Raw genomic sequence first — 16,073 nt, forward strand, 5'->3', positions numbered from 1 at the left:
CGCAGCCGGGCTCTGGTCGCGCCGCGATGGGCTGGCTCTGGCCAGCGTCGGGTATTCCTGCATCACGCGCCGAGCACCTGTAGGCGATGAGCTGGTATCCAGACGGTGTCCAGGCGCGTCAAACCGTCTACGAGAGTAACAGCGCAGGCGGGCGTCCCCCGCGGCCAGGAGTACAGTTTCGGTTAGATCGTTACGTTAGCTAACTATAGTCCGGGCCGTGGGGCGGGCAGAACGTGGACCGGGTGCAGACCAATACCGACGAATACCGAGGAGACAGATGCCGATGACCCGCAGCGACAACGACAGTTGGGACCTGTGGCAGCGGATTCGACGACACGAAGCCGACCGCGTGGAGCGCCGAGGGCCTGCTGATGTACCTGCCGCCGGAAGCCCGCGGCTGGCAGGTGACCACCCGACGCAGGCAGGACTTGTTCGCCGACTGCGGCCTGACGTTCCCGGACGACGACGAGATGGCCGCGTTCCGCAACATCGTCGCGGTGACCGCGATCCGTCAATAACGGCGGTCGGCAAGCTGCAAAAACCGGTGGTAGCGGTCGTCGACCGCGTCGACCCAGCCCGGATCGGGCTCCACGACGCGCTCGGTCGACGCCCACCGCGAGGCGTCGGTCATCGACGTCTCCAGCCCCAGCGCCAGCCGGGCCAGGAACGCCGCACCCAGGGCGGCACCTTCGGCGACCGCCGAGACCTGCACCGGCCGCCCGGTCGCATCGGCAATCGCCTGCATCCAGGGCTCGACCCGCGTTCCCCCGCCCGTCGCCACGATCCGCCCCACCGGCGCCTCGCTGCGCTCGATGAGCTGCCGCACCACAAAACCCGACGCCTCGTAGGCGGCCCGCCGCACCGCGGCGGCATCGTGGGTCAGGTCGAGGCCGTCCAGCACGGCGCGCCGGTCCGGGTCGTGGTAGGGCGTGCGCTCGCCGCGCACATAGGGCGACCACACCGGCACCCGTCGCGGATCGGCCGTCGCCGGGTCCGCCGGTGCCAGCAAGCGGTCGACCCAGCCCAAAAACAGCCCTCCGGCGTTGCTGGCGCCGCCAATCTGGCTTTTGCCGGCCTGCTGGCCGGCCAGGGTGTGGGGAATGGTCCACAATCCCGGCGCCTGGCGCCACTGCGGGATCGTCGTCCACACGATCAGCGTCGTGCCGCACAGCACCAGCACGTCGCCGTCCCGGTCGGCGCCGGCCACCAGCTGCTCGCACAGCGCATCGATGGCACCGACCGCAAGCACGGGGCCGCCGGCGCCGACCCGTCCGACCGCCGCTCCCGAGGTGTCTACGCGCGGCATCGCCTCGACCGTCGCCCCCGACTCGGCCAGCGCCGACGCACTCCAGCCGGTGCCGTCAAACAGCGGAGCGGCGGTGAACGCGCTGGCGAAATCGATCACCGCCTCGCCGGCCAGCGCGTGGTTGGCCACGGCGGGAGCGGGCCAATAACCGGCCGCATCGGGGGCCTGGGCGGCCGTCCAGCGCACGAACTCGGCGGTCTCGCCCGTCGGGGGCAACGGTGCGATTGCGGCGTCCGCGGCCATCGGAATGCGGCCGCGAGCGTCACCGTAGAGCAACCCGGGTGTGACCGGCCGGCCGGCGGAGTCCACTGCGGTCATCGACGGCACCATCGCCGAGACGGCCACCGCTCGCGCGTCGGGACGGCCCAACCGCTCCAGTGCGGTCAGCGGGCCGCGTCGCCAGGCCTCGTCCGCGTCGTGCTCCAGTCGGTCCGGTGCCGGGACGCGCAGTCGGTGCGGAATGCGTACCCGGGCCGTCACCCGGCCGTCCTGGTCGGCGGCTACCGCTTTGACGGCAGTCGTGCCGATGTCGATGCCCACTGTGACCTCTGTGCGTGACACGGGCGTCACCGTACGCCAGCATTGGCAGTCATGACACGTGCTTTGGTGACGGCCCCGCTGCGGGGCGAGGGATTCGACAAGCTACGGCGATTGACCGAGGTGGTCTACGACCCGTGGATCGACCAACGGCCGCTGCGGATCTACACCGCCGAGCAGTTGGCCGACCGGATTTCTGCCGAGGGTGCCGACGTCGTCGTGGTGGAAAGCGACATGGTCGGCGGCCCGGTGTTCGAGCTGGGTCTGCGCGCGATCGCCGCCACCCGGGGCGATCCCAACAACGTCGACATCCCGGGCGCGACCGCGGCCGGGATTCCGGTGCTGTCCACCCCGGGCCGCAACGCTGATGCCGTCGCCGAGATGACCCTCGCACTGCTGTTCGCCGCCACCCGCCACGTGCTGAGCGCCGACGCCGACGTGCGAGCCGGGAACGTGTTCCGCGACGGCACGATTCCTTACCAGCGGTTCAGGGCGGCCGAAGTCGCCGGCCGCACCGCCGGGCTGGTCGGACTCGGTGCCGTCGGCCGGGCCGTGCAATGGCGGCTGCGCGGGCTGGGCGTGCGGGTGGTCGCCTACGACCCGTACAACGACGAGGCCACCCATGGCCTCGACGAGTTGCTCGCCGAGGCCGACATCGTGTCGCTGCACGCGCCGGTCACCGCCGAGACCGCCGGGCTGATCGGCGCCAAGCAGTTCGCCGCGATGCGCGACGGAGTGGTGTTCCTCAACACCGCGCGGGCCCAGCTGCATGACACCGACGCGCTCGTCGAGGCGCTGCGCAGCGGCAAGGTCGCCGCCGCGGGGCTCGATCATTTCGTCGGTGAGTGGCTGCCGGCCGACCATCCGCTGGTCGGCATGCCCAATGTCGTGCTCACCCCGCATATCGGGGGTGCGACGTGGAACACTGAGGCGCGGCAGGCGCAGATGGTCGCCGACGACCTGGAGGCGCTGCTGACCGGCGGCAGACCGACCCATATCGTCAATCCGGAGGTGTTGGCGTCATGAGATTCGTGCAGAACCCCGAAGCCGCGGTGCTGGCCGCGGCCAAGGACATGCTGCGGCGTGGCTTGGTCGAGGGGACGGCCGGCAACATTTCGGCGCGCCGCGAGGACGGCAACCTCGTCATCACCCCGTCGTCGGTCGACTACTCCGAGATGACTCTCGACGACCTGGTGCTGGTGGACCCCGACGGCGCGGTGCTGCAGGCCGCCGACGGCCGGTCCCCGTCCACGGAAATGAAACTGCACCTGGCCTGTTATCAGGCTTTCGACGACATCGGCAGCGTGATCCACAGCCACCCGGTGTGGGCCACCATGTTCGCGATTGCGCATCAGCCGATTCCGGCGTGCATCGACGAGTTTGCGGTGTACTGCGGCGGGGAGATCCGGTGTACCGAGTACGCCGCGTCCGGTACTGCCGACGTCGGCGCGAACGCCGTCAAGGCGCTGCAAGGCCGGGCGGCCGCGCTGATCGCCAACCACGGGATGGTGGCCGTGGGGCCGCGGCCCGACAAGGCGCTGCACGTCACCGCCCTCGTGGAGCGCACTGCTCAAATCGTCTGGGGGGCAAAAGCTTTAGGCGGTCCGGTGCCACTTCCCGACGATGTCAATGCCGGCTTCGCCGGAATCTATACATATCTGCGCGCCCACCCGATGTAGGGCTTACCCGGCTGCGACCTCGACCAACCGCAAGTCCCCCACCCGAGCCCCGGCCTACCGCTGGTCGAAGGCGACCTTGACGGCTCCGCTGTCACCCTGATTGGCGATCGCGAGGAAAGCCTCCCGCCACTGCTGCAAGGCGAAGGTGTGGGTCAGCATGGGCCGCAGGTCGATCCGGCCGTCGACCACCAGATCGAGATAGTGCGCGATCGCGTGCTTGCGCACCCCGTCGATCTCCTCGACGCCGAAGGCGTTGGAGCCCACCCAGTTGATCTCTTTGAAATACAGCGGGCTCCACTCCCACCGACCGGGCGCGTGCACACCGGCCTTCACCAAGGTGCCGCGCGCCCGGAGCACCCGCACCCCGACCTCGAAGGTTTCCGGTTTGCCGACGGTGTCGTAGACGACGTCGACCGCCCCGGGATAGGCCATCGGCAGCCCTTGTAACGGCTGGCGCAACCGGCCACCGCCCCAGGCGGTCAACTCTTCAACCACAGCCAATCGCGGCTCGTGGGGCACGACCAATGCCGCGCCGAACCGGCGGGCCAGCTCGGCCTGGGCATCGAAGCGCGCCACCACCGCCACCGCGACGTCCGGGTAGAGAGCTCGCAGGATCGCGACCGCGCACAGCCCCAACGAACCCGCGCCGTAGACCACCGCCCGCCCGGAAGGCGGCGGCGGATGCCGGGTGATCGCATGCAGCGACACCGAAAACGGGTCGGCGAACACGGCCAGTTCATCGGGCACCGACTCGGGCACCACAAACAGCATGCTGTCGTGCGCCGGCATCAACTCGGCGTAGCCGCCCGTCACGTCGGCCGACACGCCGGTGTGGATGCCGGGTTTGATGTCGCCGTCGGTGAAGCTCCAGCACAGACTGTAGTCACCGCTCTCACATGCCGGGCACGGCGGTTGGATGCCGCGCGGCCCGCAGGACAGCCACGGGTTGAGCACCACTCGCTGCCCGACCTGCAGTCCACGGGCTTTCGGCCCGACGGTGACCACGTCCGCGACCACCTCATGGCCCATGACTTGCGGGAACGAGCAGAACGCGGCCATCGCGTTGTCGGTGTCACCCTCGCCGAAGTCGAGCAGGATCTGTTTGGAATCCGACCCGCAGATCCCGCTCAGACGCGGCCGGGTGATCACCCAGTCCTCATGCAGCAGAACCGGGTCGGGAACGTCACGCAGCGCCGTCGGGGTGTGCGCGAGGTTCTGCGCCAGCGTCGTGGCGGGCTCGGGCACCTCGAACGGCTCGGGCGGCACCCCGTACACCAGCGCCTTCATCGCCGGGCCATCGCTGCCGCACCGGCGATGTAGCCGTCGAGGTCGGCGTTCTTGACGTCGACGACAGCCTTCATGTCCGGCAGGTAGTGTTCGAAACGATCACTGCCCAGCGCCGCGACGATGCCATCGGCTACCTCGTCGGCCGGCACCTTCGGCCCGTCATAGAGCGGGTCGTCGTTATCGGGCTGCTCCCAGATCTCGGTGTCGACCGGCCCCGGCTCGATCAGCTTCACCGACACACCGGTGCCGTGCAGGTCGACCGCCATCGACTCACTCCACCCGCATAGCGCGAACTTGCTGGCACAGTAGGCGGCTTCGTGAATGATGCCCAGCCGCCCACCCATACTGGACACATTGACGATCACGCCGTCGCCGCGGGCCAGCATGTGCGGCAACACGGCCAGCGTGAGCCGCATCGGCGCGAAGAAGTTGACCCGCATGACCGCCTCCACGTCGTCGGGATCCAACCGGGTGACCATGCGGCGTTTGGGGATCGCCGCGTTGTTCACCAGGACGTCGATGCCGCCGAGCTGGTCGCAGGCGTGCAGCGCCAGGCGCTCGATGGCACCGGTATCGGCCAGGTCGGCAACCCACATCTGCGAGGCCGGTGAGTTGCGCCGACAGTCGTCCAGTACTGCCTCGAGTCGATCCCGGCGGCGCGCGATCAGTCCGACCACCGCGTTGCCCGCGGCCAGTCGCCGGGCCAGCGCAGCACCCACCCCCGACGATGCCCCGGTGATCAATACCCGCTTGCCCGCGATCGAGTAAGTCACGGCCACAGCATGCCTCAAGTGGCCCGCGACGGCATCTTAAGTTATACTGGCTAAATAAAAGCGAGCGAGGGTTGGCGAGTGTTGGAGAGTGATTGACGATGACAAGGACCGATAACGACACCTGGGACCTGGCTTCGAGCGTCGGCGCGACGGCCACGATGGTGGCCGCGGCGCGGGCGATGGCAACCGCCGCCGAACGCCCCCTGATCAACGACCCGTTCGCCGCGCCGCTGGTCGCCGCGGTCGGTGTGGACGTGTTCCGCCGGATGGCCAGCGGCGCACTGACACCCGCCGATCTGCAGGACGACGACGACCGGGCCGGCCTGGACCGCATGAGCGACACCATGGCGGCGCGAACCAAGTTCTTCGACGACTTCTTCACCGACGCGACGAACTCAGGCATCCGCCAGGTCGTCATCCTGGCCTCCGGACTGGACGCCCGCGCCTACCGGCTGCCCTGGCCGGCCGGGACGGTGGTATTCGAGGTCGACCAGCCTGCGGTCATCGAGTTCAAAACCCGCACGCTCGCCAAGCTGGGTGCCCACCCCAGCGCCGACCGGCGCGCCGTAGCGATCGATCTGCGCGAGGACTGGCCGGCTGCGCTGCGGGCGGCCGGGTTCGATCCGGGCCGGCCGACCGCGTGGAGCGCCGAAGGCCTGCTGGGCTACCTGCCGCCGGAGGCGCAGGACCGGCTGCTGGACAACATCACCGCGCTCAGCGCACCCAACAGCCGCTTTGCCACCGAAAGCGCTCCCAACGCCGATCCGGCCGACGAGGACCGGATCAAGGAGCGGATGCGGCGCGCCTCTGAGCGCTTCCGCAAGCACGGTCTGGACCTCGACATGACTCAACTGGTCTACTTCGGCGACCGCAACGAGGCCGCGGCCTACCTGTCCGGACACGGTTGGCAGATGACCGGCAGCAGCGTGCGGGATCTGTTCGCCGCCTACAACCTTCCGCCGATCGACGAGGACCTTCCCTTCGCCGAGATGCGCTACGTCAGCGGAACCCTCAATCCCGACGCCTAGGAGGCACCTGATGGCACGCACCGACAACGACAGCTGGGACCTGGCCACCAGCGTGGGCGCCACGGCGACCATGGTCGCCGCATCGCGCGCGCTGGCCTCCCAGGGACCCGACGCCCTGCTCGATGACCCCTTCGCCGACCCGCTGGTCCGCGCGGTCGGCCTCGATCCCTTTGTCCGCATCATCGACGGGGAGATCAGCTTCGAGGACGATCCGCTGTTGAATCGCAAGACCAGGACCCAGCAGATCACCGTGCGAACAAGGTTTTTCGACGACTTCTTCACCTCTGCCACCGGTGCCGGAGTGCGTCAGGCGGTCATTTTGGCCTCCGGTCTGGACACCCGGGCGTATCGGCTGCGCTGGCCGGACGGCACCGTGGTCTACGAGATCGACCAGCCCCGGGTCGTCGAGTTCAAAACCACCACGCTGGCCGATCTGGGCGCCACTCCGAGCGCCGAACGCCGCCCGGTCGGCATCGACTTGCGCGACGACTGGCCAACCGCGCTGCGGGCGAGCGGTTTTGATGTCACTCAGCCGACCGCATGGAGCGCCGAAGGGTTGTTGCCCTATCTTCCGCCGGAGGCCCAGGACCGATTGTTCGACAACATCACCGCCCTCAGCGCACCGGGCAGCCGGCTGGCCACCGAGCATCTCCCCGATCCGCATGCGTTCACCAACGAGCGCGTGCAGCGCATCAACGAACGCTGGCAGCGCTTCGGTTTCGACTTCGATGCTGCCGAGCTGTTCTATCTGGGTCAGCGCAGCGTCGTCGTGGATTATCTCACCGATCACGGCTGGCAGGTCACCGCGTATCCGGCCAAGCAGCTGTGGGAACGCCACGGATTCGCGTACCCCGAGGAGGAGATGACAGCCAGCTTCGGCGAAATGAGCTACGTCTCGGCAACCCTGAGCTAGCGCGGGTCAGCTCCGGGCTAAAGCAGCGCGTTTCCCAGCCACAGCGCGGCGGCACCGGTGAACATCTGTTCGGCCTGCTCCACCAGGTTCGCAGCGGCCTGGCCGATCAGCGCACCGAGCACCTCCGTTAACGGCGCAGCAGGCAACGATGCCGGATGTGGCCGCAGGAAGTCCCACAGCGAGGATCCCGGGTAGCCGACGACGCGCACCGCGGCGTCCGCGTCGAGACCGGCCAGCACCTTGGCCCGGCGCAGCGCGGTGCGCAGGCCGCCTAATTCGTCGACCAGGCCGCGTTCGAGCGCGTCGGCACCGGTCCACACCCGACCGCGGGCCACCATGTCGACCGCCCGCGTGCTCAGGTGACGACTCTCGGCGACCCGCTGCACGAAATCGCGGTAACACAGCTCCGCTTCGGCCTCGACCTGGGCCTGCTGTTGCGGAGTAAATGGCGCGTCGCTCGACCAGGCATCGGCATTAGCGTTGGTGCGCACCGTGTCTGAGCCAATACCCAGCCGCTCTTTGAGTTCACGGGCTATCAGCTTGCCGGCGATCACGCCGATCGAACCGGTGATCGTGCCCGGGTTGGCCACGATCGCGTCGGCGCCCATCGACACGTAGTAACCGCCGGAAGCGGCCACGGCACCCAGTGACGCCACCACCGGCTTGCCGCGGGATCGCGCCCTGGTCACGGCGCGCCAGATGGTTTCCGACGCGGTGACGGTCCCGCCGGGGCTGTCGACGCGCAACACGATCGCCGACACCGTGTCGTCGGCGGCGGCCGAACGCAGCGCCGCGGCGATGGTGTCCCCGCCCGCGCTGGACCGGCCCAGTGGCAGCCCCCGCGGGCCGCCCCGCCCGCTGACGATCGGACCGGCCACGGTGATGACAGCGATGGTCGGCTTGGGACGGCGGCCCGGAATCGGCGGCAACGGCGGTGCCGGTTGCGACCCGGTTGCGCGGGCATAGCGCGCCAGCGAGAGCCGCGGCGGGCCGGAGTCGCTGTCGGCGTTCCCGGCCTCCGACGACGTAGCTCCGTTGCCGACAAGTTCGGCGATCCGGTCGTAGGCCTGGTCCCCGAAACCGATACGGTCGACGAGCCCGGCATGCACGGCGTCATCGCGCAGCAGCGGCGCACGGTCCGCCAGCGCGTCGAGGGTGTCGTAATCGAGCCTGCGCGCGTCGGCGACCGCCTGCCATACCTGGGTGCGCAGGCTCTCCAGCAGCCGGGTGTCGGCCTCCCGGTGCGCGTCGGTGTAACGATCCTGGGTGAAAAGGTTCGCCGCCGATTTGTATTCGCCGCGAGCAACGAATTGCGCTTCGATACCGAGCTTGTCAAGGGCCTCACGCAGGAACAGGGCGTGGGTGGCGAAGCCGATCAACCCGACGGTCCCCGACGGTTGCATCCACACCTCGCGAAACGCCGTTGCCAGGTAGTAGGACAGGGTGCCCGGATAGGTCTCGGCCCAGGCCAGCGACGGCTTGACGGCGGTAAACGCGGCGATCGCCTCGCGTAATTCCTGAATCGGCCCGGGCGCCGCGCCCGCGAACTGTATCCGCGCGATCAGCCCGGCTACCCGCGGGTCGTCGGCGGCCCGGTGGATCGCGGCCACCGCGTCGCGCAGCACCAGCGGCCGCCCACCGCCGGCGATGATCGCCAGCGGGTCGAAGCTGCCGGACTCCGGCGGAGCTGCCCGCAGCTCCAGATCGAGCACGCACCCCTTGGGGACGCCGCGGTGGCGGGCGGTGTCGACCCGGCGAGCGAGAGCACGCACCTCGTCGATGCCTGGCGGGGCGGGCACGAGGGCAAACATACTCCCCAGCCTACCGACGACCGGTGGCGTCGCAGGGGCACAGCCGGCACGGCGAAGTGAGTCACACCAACCACAGCAGTAACCCACCAAGTCGAGTGCCTTTTTGCCCGCCTTCGAGCGACTCCGGCGTCTGGCGAGTCGTGCTCGATGCCGCTAGTCGCTCAGAGGCGGGCACATCGGGCGGAGGGCGGCACAGCGACTCACGTGGCGGAGGTGACTGCGAGGGCGTGCCGCAGTTTAACCACCCGATGGTGCTCGAAGTCGCCGCGCCCCGGCCGCAGACCTAGAGCTCGATTGCCGTGCCGCCCGCGGCGACGATCTTCTCCCGCGCGGTGCCGCTGAACTTGTGCGCGCTCACCTCGACCTTGACCGACAATTTGCCGTCACCGAGCACCTTGACCAGTGAATTCTTGCGCACCGCCCCCGCGGCGACCAGCTCCTCCACGCCGATCGAACCGCCCTGCGGGAATAGCCGATTGATGTCACCGACGTTGACGATCTCGTATTCGGTGCGGAACCGATTGCGAAAGCCCTTGAGCTTGGGCAGCCGCATGTGAATCGGCATCTGGCCACCCTCGAAGGCCACCGGAACGGTCTTGCGGGCTTTGGTGCCCTTCGTGCCGCGGCCGGCGGTCTTACCCTTGGAGCCCTCCCCGCGACCGACACGCGTGCGCTTGGTCTTCGAGCCGGGCGCGGGTCGCAGGTCATGCAGTTTGATCGTCATTTGGTTGCCTCCGCCGGCTCGACTTCCACCAGGTGGCGTACCACGGCGATCAAGCCGCGCGTCGCGGCATCGTCCTCGCGGATCACCGATTGGCGAATCTTGCGGAGCCCTAGGGTGCGCAGGCTCTCCCGCTGCTTCCAACGGGCACCGATCGCGCTGCGCACCTGGGTGATTTTCAGTTCCGCCATCGTCATGCCGTTCCTTCACGCGCTGCAACTGCGGCCAGCGTCGCGCTTTCCCGGCGCGCCTTGAGCATGCCGGCCGGCGCGACGTCCTCGAGGGGCAGCCCACGCCGGGCGGCCACCTCCTCGGGCCGCTGCAGCAGCTTGAGCGCGGCCACCGTGGCGTGCACCACGTTGATTGCGTTGTCGCTGCCCAGCGACTTAGCCAAAATGTCGTGCACACCGGCGCATTCGAGCACCGCCCGCGCAGCGCCACCGGCGATCACCCCGGTACCGGGGCTGGCCGGGCGCAGCAGCACCACACCGGCGGCTGCCTCGCCCTGCACCGGATGGGTGATCGTGCCCCCGATCAACGGCACCCGGAAGAAGTTCTTGCGGGCTTCCTCGACGCCTTTGGCGATCGCCGCCGGAACCTCTTTGGCCTTGCCGTAGCCGACGCCGACCATCCCGTTCCCGTCACCGACGATCACCAACGCGGTGAAGCTGAATCGACGTCCACCTTTGACCACCTTCGAAACCCGGTTGATCGCGACAACCCGCTCGAGGTAGTTGCTGCCATCGCGCTCGCGCTCCCGGCTGCGGCCGCCGCGATCGTCGCGCCGTCCCCGGCTCTCACGCCCTTCGCTGCGGGTCAGGCTGGCGGTATCCGCCGCGACGGCCCCTGAAGTCGGCTGCTCCGTCATCACGCGGTCCTTCCCGTCACGTTTGCCAAGTCGATCATCAGAACTTCAACCCGCTGGCGCGGGCCGCATCGGCAAGCGCGGCGATGCGTCCGCCGTAGGTGTAGCCGCCGCGGTCGAATACTACGGTGTCGATCCCGGCGGCCTTGGCCCGCTCGGCGATCAACTGCCCGACCCGCACGCTGTGGGCTTTCTTGTCACCGTCCACCGCGCGCACGTCGGCCTCGATCGACGAGGCCGCGGCCAGCGTGGTGCCATTGAGGTCGTTGACCAGTTGCACGTGAATGTGTCGGGACGAGCGGTGCACTACGAGCCGCGGACGCTCGGCGGTGCCCGAGATCTTCTTGCGCAGCCGGGCGTGTCTGCGCAGGCGGGCGGTCCGGCGGACAGCGGAGATGCTCTGTCCCGTCGTTGTGCGGGCCAGAGCTCCAGGTTGTGATTGCGCCATAGCTACTTACCTGTCTTTCCGACCTTGCGGCGGATCTGCTCACCCTCGTAGCGCACACCCTTGCCCTTGTAGGGGTCCGATTTGCGCAACCGGCGGATGTTAGCCGCTACTTGGCCGACCTTTTGCTTGTCGATCCCGGAGATCGAGAACTTCGTCGGCGTTTCCACCGAAAAAGTGATGCCCTCGGGCGCCTTGACCACCACGGGATGGCTGTATCCGAGCGCGAACTCCAGGTCGGCACCTTTGAGCTGCACGCGGTAGCCCACACCGAAAATCTCCATCTTGGTGGTGTAGCCCTGCGAGACCCCGGTGATCAGGTTCGCCACCAGGGTGCGGTTCAGGCCGTGCAGCGCCCGGTTGCGACGCTCGTCGTCGGGGCGGGTAACCACGATCGCGCCGTCGTCATCGCGCGCGATGCGGAGCGGCTCGGACACCTTGAGCTCCAGGGCGCCCTTGGGGCCCTTCACCGCAACCTTCTGTCCGTCGATCGTCACGTCGACTCCGGAGGGCACCGGAATCGGCCGTTTGCCAATGCGTGACATCTAGGTCTCCCTCACCACACGTACGCGACGACTTCGCCGCCGACGCCCTGTCTGGCCGCCTGACGGTCGGTGAGCAGGCCCGAGGAGGTCGAGATGATTGCCACCCCGAGGCCGCCGAGCACTCGCGGCAAGTTGGTCGCTTTCGCATATACCCGCAGACCCGGTTTGGACACCCTGCGCAGACCGGCGATGCTGCGTTCCCGGCTGGGGCCGTACTTGAGCTGGATCACCAGCGCCTTGCCGACCCGTGCGTCCTCGGTGCGGTAGTCGCTGATATAGCCCTCGTTCTTGAGGATCTCGGCGATGTTGGCCTTCAGCTTGGAATGCGGCAACCGCACCTCGTCGTGGTAGGCCGCATTGGCGTTGCGCAGACGTGTCAAAAAGTCTGCGATCGGATCCGTCATCGTCATAGTCGCTGCTCCACCTCTGCCTCACCAGCTGCTCTTCTGCACACCGGGCAGCTCGCCGGCGTGCGCCATCTCGCGCAGACAGATCCGGCACAACCCGAACTTGCGATACACCGCATGCGGGCGACCGCACTTGCTGCAGCGGGTGTAGGCGCGGACTTTGAACTTCGGTGTGCGCGCGGCCTTGTTGACCAGAGCCTTTTTCGCCATCTTCAGTTCTCCTTGAACGGGAAGCCGAGGGCGCGCAACAGTGCTCGTCCTTCGTCGTCTGTTGTCGCCGAGGTGACGACGCTGATGTCCATTCCGCGAGTCCGGTCGATCTTGTCCACGTCGATCTCGTGGAACACCGACTGCTCGGACAATCCGAACGTGTAATTGCCGGCCCCGTCGAACTGCTTGGGTGAGAGCCCGCGGAAGTCCCGGATACGTGGCAGCGCAATGGAAGTGAGCCGGTCGAGGAACTCCCACATCCGGTCGCCCCGCAGGGTGACCCGGGCCCCGACCGGCATACCCTCGCGCAGCTTGAACTGCGCGATCGACTTGCGAGCCCGCCTGATTTCCGGTCGCTGCCCGGTGATCAGCGCCAAGTCGTTGACCGCCCCATTGATCAGCTTGGCATCCCGGGCGGCTTCGCCCACACCCATATTGACGACGACCTTGACCACGGTCGGGATCTGCATCACGTTGCGGTAGTTGAACTGCTTTTGGAGCGAATCCCGGATTTCATCGCGGTAGCGCACCTTGAGCCGCGGGGCAACTTTTTCTGCCGTCGTCATCAGATGTCCTTGCCGTTGCGCTTGGAGATACGGACCTTTTTGCCGGTCTCCTCGTCGAATCGGTAGCCGATGCGGGTGGGCTTGCCGTCGGAGTCCACGACCATCACGTTGGAAACGTGGATCGGTGCTTCCTGGGTGATGATGCCGCCAGAACGCACGCCGCGCTGGTTGGTCGAGATCGCGGTGTGCTTCTTGATCCGGTTGACGCCCTCCACGAGCACCTTGTTGCGAGCGGGATAAGCCTGCAGCACCTTGCCTTTGGCGCCTTTGTCTTTGCCGGAGATGACCAGCACGGTGTCGCCCTTGCGGACCTTCATCTACAACACCTCCGGGGCCAGCGAGATGATCTTCATGAACCGCTTCTCCCGCAGTTCGCGGCCGACCGGGCCGAAGATGCGGGTTCCGCGCGGGTCATTGTCGGGTTTGATGATCACCGCAGCGTTCTCGTCGAACTTGATGTAGCTGCCGTCGGGGCGGCGCCGCTCCTTGGCGGTGCGCACCACCACGGCCTTCACCACGTCACCCCGCTTGACGTTGCCACCGGGGATGGCGTCTTTGACTGTCGCCACGATCACGTCGCCGATCCCGGCGTAGCGCCGCGACGAGCCGCCGAGCACCCGGATGCACAAGATCTCCTTGGCGCCGGTGTTGTCGGCTACCTTCAGCCGCGATTCCTGCTGAATCACCAGATCTCTCCTACACCTTCCGGGCCCGGTTGACGCGCGTGCACGGCAGAGGGCGCCGTCGTGGCCTGACGTATGTGCTCTTCATCGCCGAAAGGCACGCGGGGCCGGCTGAAGATCGAAGGAACACGCCGGCCGAGGTCTGCCCACGGCAACCCCTAGAGTCTAGGTGACGGCGCACCGGGCGCCAAATCCGCCTCGGCGGCAGCCAGGAAGCGGACCCGCAACAGCGATAGCCCGGTCACGGCCAGGGTCAGCAGCAAGCCGCCCAGCGCCCAGCCGCCGAGCACATCGGACGGCCAGTGCACGCCCAGATAAGCGCGCGTCGCGCCGACCACCACGGCCACGGCCGACACGACGACCACCGCCGCTGCTCGGCCGCGGCCGGTCAACCACGGCCAGGTCACCGCGAGCACCAGTCCCCACGCCAGGACCGCGGTGGTCGTGTGCCCGGAGGGAAAGGCGTAGCCCTGCGCGCTCGCCAGCCAGTCCGGCCGGGGTGGGCGTGGCCGGTGAATGAACACCGCCAGCGCCCACCGCAGGAGTTGTCCGAGGAACAGCAGCGGTATCGCCGTGATCGCCGGCCAGTAGCGGCCACGCCGGAGTGCCCATATCACCGCCGCCACGACCACCAGGTCAGCGACGACGTTGCTGCCTAGGTAGGTCAGCACACGAGCGGCGTAGATGCTGCCGGCCGAGCGGTGGTCGATGAGAAAACTGTGCCACCGTGGGTCATACCGCGCCACCCCGTCGTGCTCGACGACGTCTCGGGCGACGCCGGCGAATATCCAGGCGGACCCGCCCGCGGCCACGATCACCAGGGTCAGCGGCCGGCCCGTCCAGCGCTCGGTGGACAGTCGCGCCTCGATGAGTGGGGCTACCCGCGGGTGCCGCCGGAGGCGAGCCAGCAGGTACCCGCCGATCAGCGCGGCGAACAGGCCCAGTCCGATGATGCTCATCCGCTAGTCACCCGGTAAGTTCACGGCGCCGTCACGCGCGGGCGAACACCCCGGCCAGCGCATCGAGAGCGGCGGGCACCACCCGGTAGTACGCCCATTTGCCGCGCTGGGTGCGTTCCAGCAGACCGGCCTCGACCAGGACCTTGAGATGATGGGACACCGTCGGCTGAGACAACCCGACCGGCGCGGTCAGCTCGCATACGCACGCCTCGGCCCCGTCGTGATCGGCGATCAGCGACATCAGCCGCAGCCGAGTGGGCTCGGCCAGCGCTTTGAGCACCCCGGCCAACCGCTCGGCAGCCACCGTGTCGAACACGCCGCCGGTGATCGGGCTGCAGCAGGCCGTGAGGTCGGCCACGAGCGGCGAACTGTCGGGTTCGGTGGCGGACGCGACCGAGGTGGGCATGATCACAGCATGACACAGGCATTGACAGGAGTCGATGTCTACACTCGGTCCCATAGATATCTGTCGATGAAAGGAGCGGGCCAGATGACCACCGACAACCACGAGCTGCGCGAGCAGGTTCGCGAGCGCTACGCCGCGGCTGCCGCCGCGCTGGCCAACGGCGCCACCAACAGCGACGTGCTCACCGCGGCGAGCTGTTGTGGATCGAGCGAGGCGGTCGACGTCGGCAACATCTTCGGCGCCGGGCTCTATGGCGCCGATGAGCACACCGAGTTGCCTGCCGAGGCCCTCGCGGCCAGCCTGGGCTGCGGCAATCCGACCGCGGTCGCCGACTTGCACCCGGGTGAACGCGTGCTGGACCTGGGTTCCGGCGGCGGCATCGATGTGCTGCTGTCGGCGCGCCGGGTCGGGCCGAGCGGGTTTGCCTACGGGATCGACATGACCGACGAGATGCTGGCCCTGGCCGAGGCGAATAAGGCCAGGGCCGGGGTCACCAACGTCGAGTTCCGCAAGGGCACCATCGAGGACATCCCGCTGTCCGACGCCTCGGTCGATGTGGTCATCTCCAACTGCGTGATCAACCTGTCGGCCGACAAGCCCGCCGTGCTCGCCGAGATGTTTCGCGTCTTGGTCCCCGGGGGCAGGATCGGTATCGACGACGTGGTCGCCGAGGACCATCTGAGCCCGGCCGAGCGCGCCGAACGCGGCTCCTACGTCGGCTGCATCGCCGGCGCGTTGTCCAGGCAGGAGTATCTCGATGGGCTGGCCGCAGCCGGATTCATCGAGGCGTCAGTCACGTTCACCCACCAGGTGGCTGACGGGATGCACGGCGCGATCGTCCGCGCCACCAAACCCGCCGCAGCGGTCTAGCACCCGCCGAGGTGCCTCAGCTAAAAGTGAGCGCGAAGCGGTGGTTGGTGCCTCACGCATGG

22 protein-coding genes and 1 pseudogene are annotated in these 16,073 nt (G+C 68.2%); 7 read left to right on the forward strand and 16 right to left on the reverse strand.

Annotation, left to right across the window (positions count from 1 at the left end; all coding sequences use genetic code 11):
* Nucleotides 1-320: 320 nt before the first annotated feature.
* Together F6Q13_RS07770 and F6Q13_RS07775 are read left to right on the forward strand one after the other, a co-directional pair.
* Nucleotides 321-392 (forward strand): annotated as a pseudogene (locus F6Q13_RS07770) (class I SAM-dependent methyltransferase); the annotation flags it as partial.
* Nucleotides 372-518: a hypothetical protein gene (locus tag F6Q13_RS07775; RefSeq protein ID WP_293054825.1), complete on the forward strand. Its 147-nt coding sequence runs from the start codon at nt 372-374 to the stop codon at nt 516-518. The pseudogene F6Q13_RS07770 and the gene F6Q13_RS07775, both read left to right, overlap by 21 nt.
* Here the strand turns inward: F6Q13_RS07775 and F6Q13_RS07780 are convergent.
* Nucleotides 512-1,867 (reverse strand): FGGY-family carbohydrate kinase, encoded by a 1,356-nt coding sequence (locus F6Q13_RS07780; protein ID WP_293054826.1) that lies wholly within the window; start codon nt 1,865-1,867, stop codon nt 512-514. The two genes, F6Q13_RS07775 and F6Q13_RS07780, sit on opposite strands and share 7 nt — an antisense overlap.
* Before the next feature lie 30 nt (nt 1,868-1,897).
* Here F6Q13_RS07780 and F6Q13_RS07785 point away from each other — a divergent pair, with 30 nt between their 5' ends.
* Together F6Q13_RS07785 and F6Q13_RS07790 are read left to right on the forward strand one after the other, a co-directional pair.
* Nucleotides 1,898-2,869, forward strand: coding sequence for an NAD(P)-dependent oxidoreductase (locus F6Q13_RS07785; protein ID WP_293054827.1), 972 nt, complete (start codon nt 1,898-1,900; stop codon nt 2,867-2,869).
* Entirely contained in the window at nt 2,866-3,522 is a 657-nt protein-coding gene (locus F6Q13_RS07790; protein ID WP_293054828.1) for an L-fuculose-phosphate aldolase, read from the forward strand. The genes F6Q13_RS07785 and F6Q13_RS07790 overlap by 4 nt, the downstream gene beginning before the upstream one ends.
* Nucleotides 3,523-3,576: 54 nt before the next feature.
* Here the strand turns inward: F6Q13_RS07790 and F6Q13_RS07795 are convergent, their stop codons facing one another.
* Both F6Q13_RS07795 and F6Q13_RS07800 read right to left on the reverse strand, forming a co-directional pair.
* Nucleotides 3,577-4,809 (reverse strand): zinc-binding dehydrogenase, encoded by a 1,233-nt coding sequence (locus tag F6Q13_RS07795; RefSeq protein WP_293054829.1) that lies wholly within the window; start codon nt 4,807-4,809, stop codon nt 3,577-3,579.
* Complete coding sequence (locus tag F6Q13_RS07800) at nt 4,806-5,570, reverse strand: SDR family NAD(P)-dependent oxidoreductase (RefSeq protein ID WP_367141262.1); 765 nt, start codon at nt 5,568-5,570, stop codon at nt 4,806-4,808. Before F6Q13_RS07800 ends, F6Q13_RS07795 begins: the two co-directional genes overlap by 4 nt.
* A 104-nt stretch (nt 5,571-5,674) precedes the next feature.
* Between F6Q13_RS07800 and F6Q13_RS07805 the strand changes: the two genes are divergently transcribed.
* Both F6Q13_RS07805 and F6Q13_RS07810 read left to right on the forward strand, forming a co-directional pair.
* Nucleotides 5,675-6,610, forward strand: coding sequence for a class I SAM-dependent methyltransferase (locus F6Q13_RS07805; RefSeq protein WP_293054831.1), 936 nt, complete (start codon nt 5,675-5,677; stop codon nt 6,608-6,610).
* A gap of 10 nt (nt 6,611-6,620) precedes the next feature.
* Nucleotides 6,621-7,523, forward strand: coding sequence for a class I SAM-dependent methyltransferase (locus F6Q13_RS07810; protein WP_293054832.1), 903 nt, complete (start codon nt 6,621-6,623; stop codon nt 7,521-7,523).
* Nucleotides 7,524-7,540: 17 nt separating this feature from the next.
* On the opposite strand, the gene sppA is transcribed toward F6Q13_RS07810, so the two are convergent.
* The 13 genes from sppA to F6Q13_RS07875 form a co-directional block, all read right to left on the reverse strand.
* Entirely contained in the window at nt 7,541-9,334 is a 1,794-nt protein-coding gene (gene sppA, locus F6Q13_RS07815; protein ID WP_293054833.1) for a signal peptide peptidase SppA, read from the reverse strand.
* Between the two features lie 283 nt (nt 9,335-9,617).
* A complete protein-coding gene (rplO, locus tag F6Q13_RS07820; protein WP_293054834.1) occupies nt 9,618-10,058 on the reverse strand; it encodes a 50S ribosomal protein L15 in 441 nt (146 codons plus the stop codon).
* Nucleotides 10,055-10,246 carry a 50S ribosomal protein L30 gene (gene rpmD, locus F6Q13_RS07825; RefSeq protein ID WP_293054863.1) on the reverse strand — a complete coding sequence of 64 codons (192 nt, stop codon included), beginning with the start codon at nt 10,244-10,246 and terminating at the stop codon, nt 10,055-10,057. The genes rplO and rpmD overlap by 4 nt, the downstream gene beginning before the upstream one ends.
* Nucleotides 10,247-10,248: 2 nt before the next feature.
* Entirely contained in the window at nt 10,249-10,923 is a 675-nt protein-coding gene (gene rpsE / locus F6Q13_RS07830) for a 30S ribosomal protein S5 (RefSeq protein WP_293054835.1), read from the reverse strand.
* A gap of 37 nt (nt 10,924-10,960) precedes the next feature.
* Nucleotides 10,961-11,368: a 50S ribosomal protein L18 gene (gene rplR / locus F6Q13_RS07835; RefSeq protein WP_293054836.1), complete on the reverse strand. Its 408-nt coding sequence runs from the start codon at nt 11,366-11,368 to the stop codon at nt 10,961-10,963.
* A gap of 2 nt (nt 11,369-11,370) precedes the next feature.
* Nucleotides 11,371-11,910 (reverse strand): 50S ribosomal protein L6, encoded by a 540-nt coding sequence (gene rplF, locus F6Q13_RS07840; protein ID WP_293054838.1) that lies wholly within the window; start codon nt 11,908-11,910, stop codon nt 11,371-11,373.
* Between the two features lie 11 nt (nt 11,911-11,921).
* The gene (rpsH, locus tag F6Q13_RS07845) at nt 11,922-12,320 is read right to left on the reverse strand and encodes a 30S ribosomal protein S8 (protein ID WP_293054839.1); all 399 of its coding nucleotides are present in this window, start codon (nt 12,318-12,320) and stop codon (nt 11,922-11,924) included.
* A gap of 21 nt (nt 12,321-12,341) precedes the next feature.
* Complete coding sequence (locus F6Q13_RS07850) at nt 12,342-12,527, reverse strand: type Z 30S ribosomal protein S14 (protein WP_293054841.1); 186 nt, start codon at nt 12,525-12,527, stop codon at nt 12,342-12,344.
* A 2-nt stretch (nt 12,528-12,529) separates the two neighbouring features.
* Entirely contained in the window at nt 12,530-13,093 is a 564-nt protein-coding gene (gene rplE, locus F6Q13_RS07855; protein WP_293054843.1) for a 50S ribosomal protein L5, read from the reverse strand.
* Complete coding sequence (rplX, locus tag F6Q13_RS07860; RefSeq protein WP_293054845.1) at nt 13,093-13,410, reverse strand: 50S ribosomal protein L24; 318 nt, start codon at nt 13,408-13,410, stop codon at nt 13,093-13,095. Before rplX ends, rplE begins: the two co-directional genes overlap by 1 nt.
* The gene (gene rplN, locus F6Q13_RS07865) at nt 13,411-13,779 is read right to left on the reverse strand and encodes a 50S ribosomal protein L14 (RefSeq protein ID WP_023370951.1); all 369 of its coding nucleotides are present in this window, start codon (nt 13,777-13,779) and stop codon (nt 13,411-13,413) included. It abuts the gene before it with no gap.
* A gap of 155 nt (nt 13,780-13,934) precedes the next feature.
* Entirely contained in the window at nt 13,935-14,735 is an 801-nt protein-coding gene (locus tag F6Q13_RS07870; RefSeq protein WP_293054853.1) for a phosphatase PAP2 family protein, read from the reverse strand.
* 31 nt (nt 14,736-14,766) lie between these two features.
* Nucleotides 14,767-15,141, reverse strand: a complete 375-nt coding sequence (locus F6Q13_RS07875) for a helix-turn-helix transcriptional regulator (RefSeq protein ID WP_293054854.1) — start codon at nt 15,139-15,141, stop codon at nt 14,767-14,769.
* Between the two features lie 84 nt (nt 15,142-15,225).
* Between F6Q13_RS07875 and arsM the strand changes: the two genes are divergently transcribed.
* On the forward strand, nt 15,226-16,011 hold the full coding sequence (arsM, locus tag F6Q13_RS07880) for an arsenite methyltransferase (RefSeq protein ID WP_293054856.1): 786 nt from the start codon (nt 15,226-15,228) through the stop codon (nt 16,009-16,011).
* Nucleotides 16,012-16,073: the final 62 nt, after the last annotated feature.

The organism is Mycobacterium sp., from assembly GCF_008709575.1.
In the GTDB taxonomy this organism is placed as follows: Bacteria; Actinomycetota; Actinomycetes; order Mycobacteriales; family Mycobacteriaceae; genus Mycobacterium.

Bases quoted from the DNA above. Each gene is read 5' to 3' on its own strand.
- arsM (WP_293054856.1), top strand. From the start codon at position 15,226: ATGACCACCGACAACCACGAGCTGCGCGAGCAGGTTCGCGAGCGCTAC.
- rplO (WP_293054834.1), bottom strand. From the start codon at position 10,058: ATGACGATCAAACTGCATGACCTGCGACCCGCGCCCGGCTCGAAGACC.
- F6Q13_RS07775 (WP_293054825.1), top strand. From the start codon at position 372: ATGTACCTGCCGCCGGAAGCCCGCGGCTGGCAGGTGACCACCCGACGC.
- F6Q13_RS07850 (WP_293054841.1), bottom strand. From the start codon at position 12,527: ATGGCGAAAAAGGCTCTGGTCAACAAGGCCGCGCGCACACCGAAGTTC.
- rplR (WP_293054836.1), bottom strand. From the start codon at position 11,368: ATGGCGCAATCACAACCTGGAGCTCTGGCCCGCACAACGACGGGACAG.
- rplX (WP_293054845.1), bottom strand. From the start codon at position 13,410: ATGAAGGTCCGCAAGGGCGACACCGTGCTGGTCATCTCCGGCAAAGAC.
- F6Q13_RS07810 (WP_293054832.1), top strand. From the start codon at position 6,621: ATGGCACGCACCGACAACGACAGCTGGGACCTGGCCACCAGCGTGGGC.
- F6Q13_RS07875 (WP_293054854.1), bottom strand. From the start codon at position 15,141: ATGCCCACCTCGGTCGCGTCCGCCACCGAACCCGACAGTTCGCCGCTC.
- rpsH (WP_293054839.1), bottom strand. From the start codon at position 12,320: ATGACGATGACGGATCCGATCGCAGACTTTTTGACACGTCTGCGCAAC.
- rplE (WP_293054843.1), bottom strand. From the start codon at position 13,093: ATGACGACGGCAGAAAAAGTTGCCCCGCGGCTCAAGGTGCGCTACCGC.
- rplF (WP_293054838.1), bottom strand. From the start codon at position 11,910: ATGTCACGCATTGGCAAACGGCCGATTCCGGTGCCCTCCGGAGTCGAC.
- sppA (WP_293054833.1), bottom strand. From the start codon at position 9,334: ATGTTTGCCCTCGTGCCCGCCCCGCCAGGCATCGACGAGGTGCGTGCT.
- F6Q13_RS07785 (WP_293054827.1), top strand. From the start codon at position 1,898: ATGACACGTGCTTTGGTGACGGCCCCGCTGCGGGGCGAGGGATTCGAC.
- rpsE (WP_293054835.1), bottom strand. From the start codon at position 10,923: ATGACGGAGCAGCCGACTTCAGGGGCCGTCGCGGCGGATACCGCCAGC.
- F6Q13_RS07870 (WP_293054853.1), bottom strand. From the start codon at position 14,735: ATGAGCATCATCGGACTGGGCCTGTTCGCCGCGCTGATCGGCGGGTAC.
- F6Q13_RS07795 (WP_293054829.1), bottom strand. From the start codon at position 4,809: ATGAAGGCGCTGGTGTACGGGGTGCCGCCCGAGCCGTTCGAGGTGCCC.
- F6Q13_RS07790 (WP_293054828.1), top strand. From the start codon at position 2,866: ATGAGATTCGTGCAGAACCCCGAAGCCGCGGTGCTGGCCGCGGCCAAG.
- rpmD (WP_293054863.1), bottom strand. From the start codon at position 10,246: ATGGCGGAACTGAAAATCACCCAGGTGCGCAGCGCGATCGGTGCCCGT.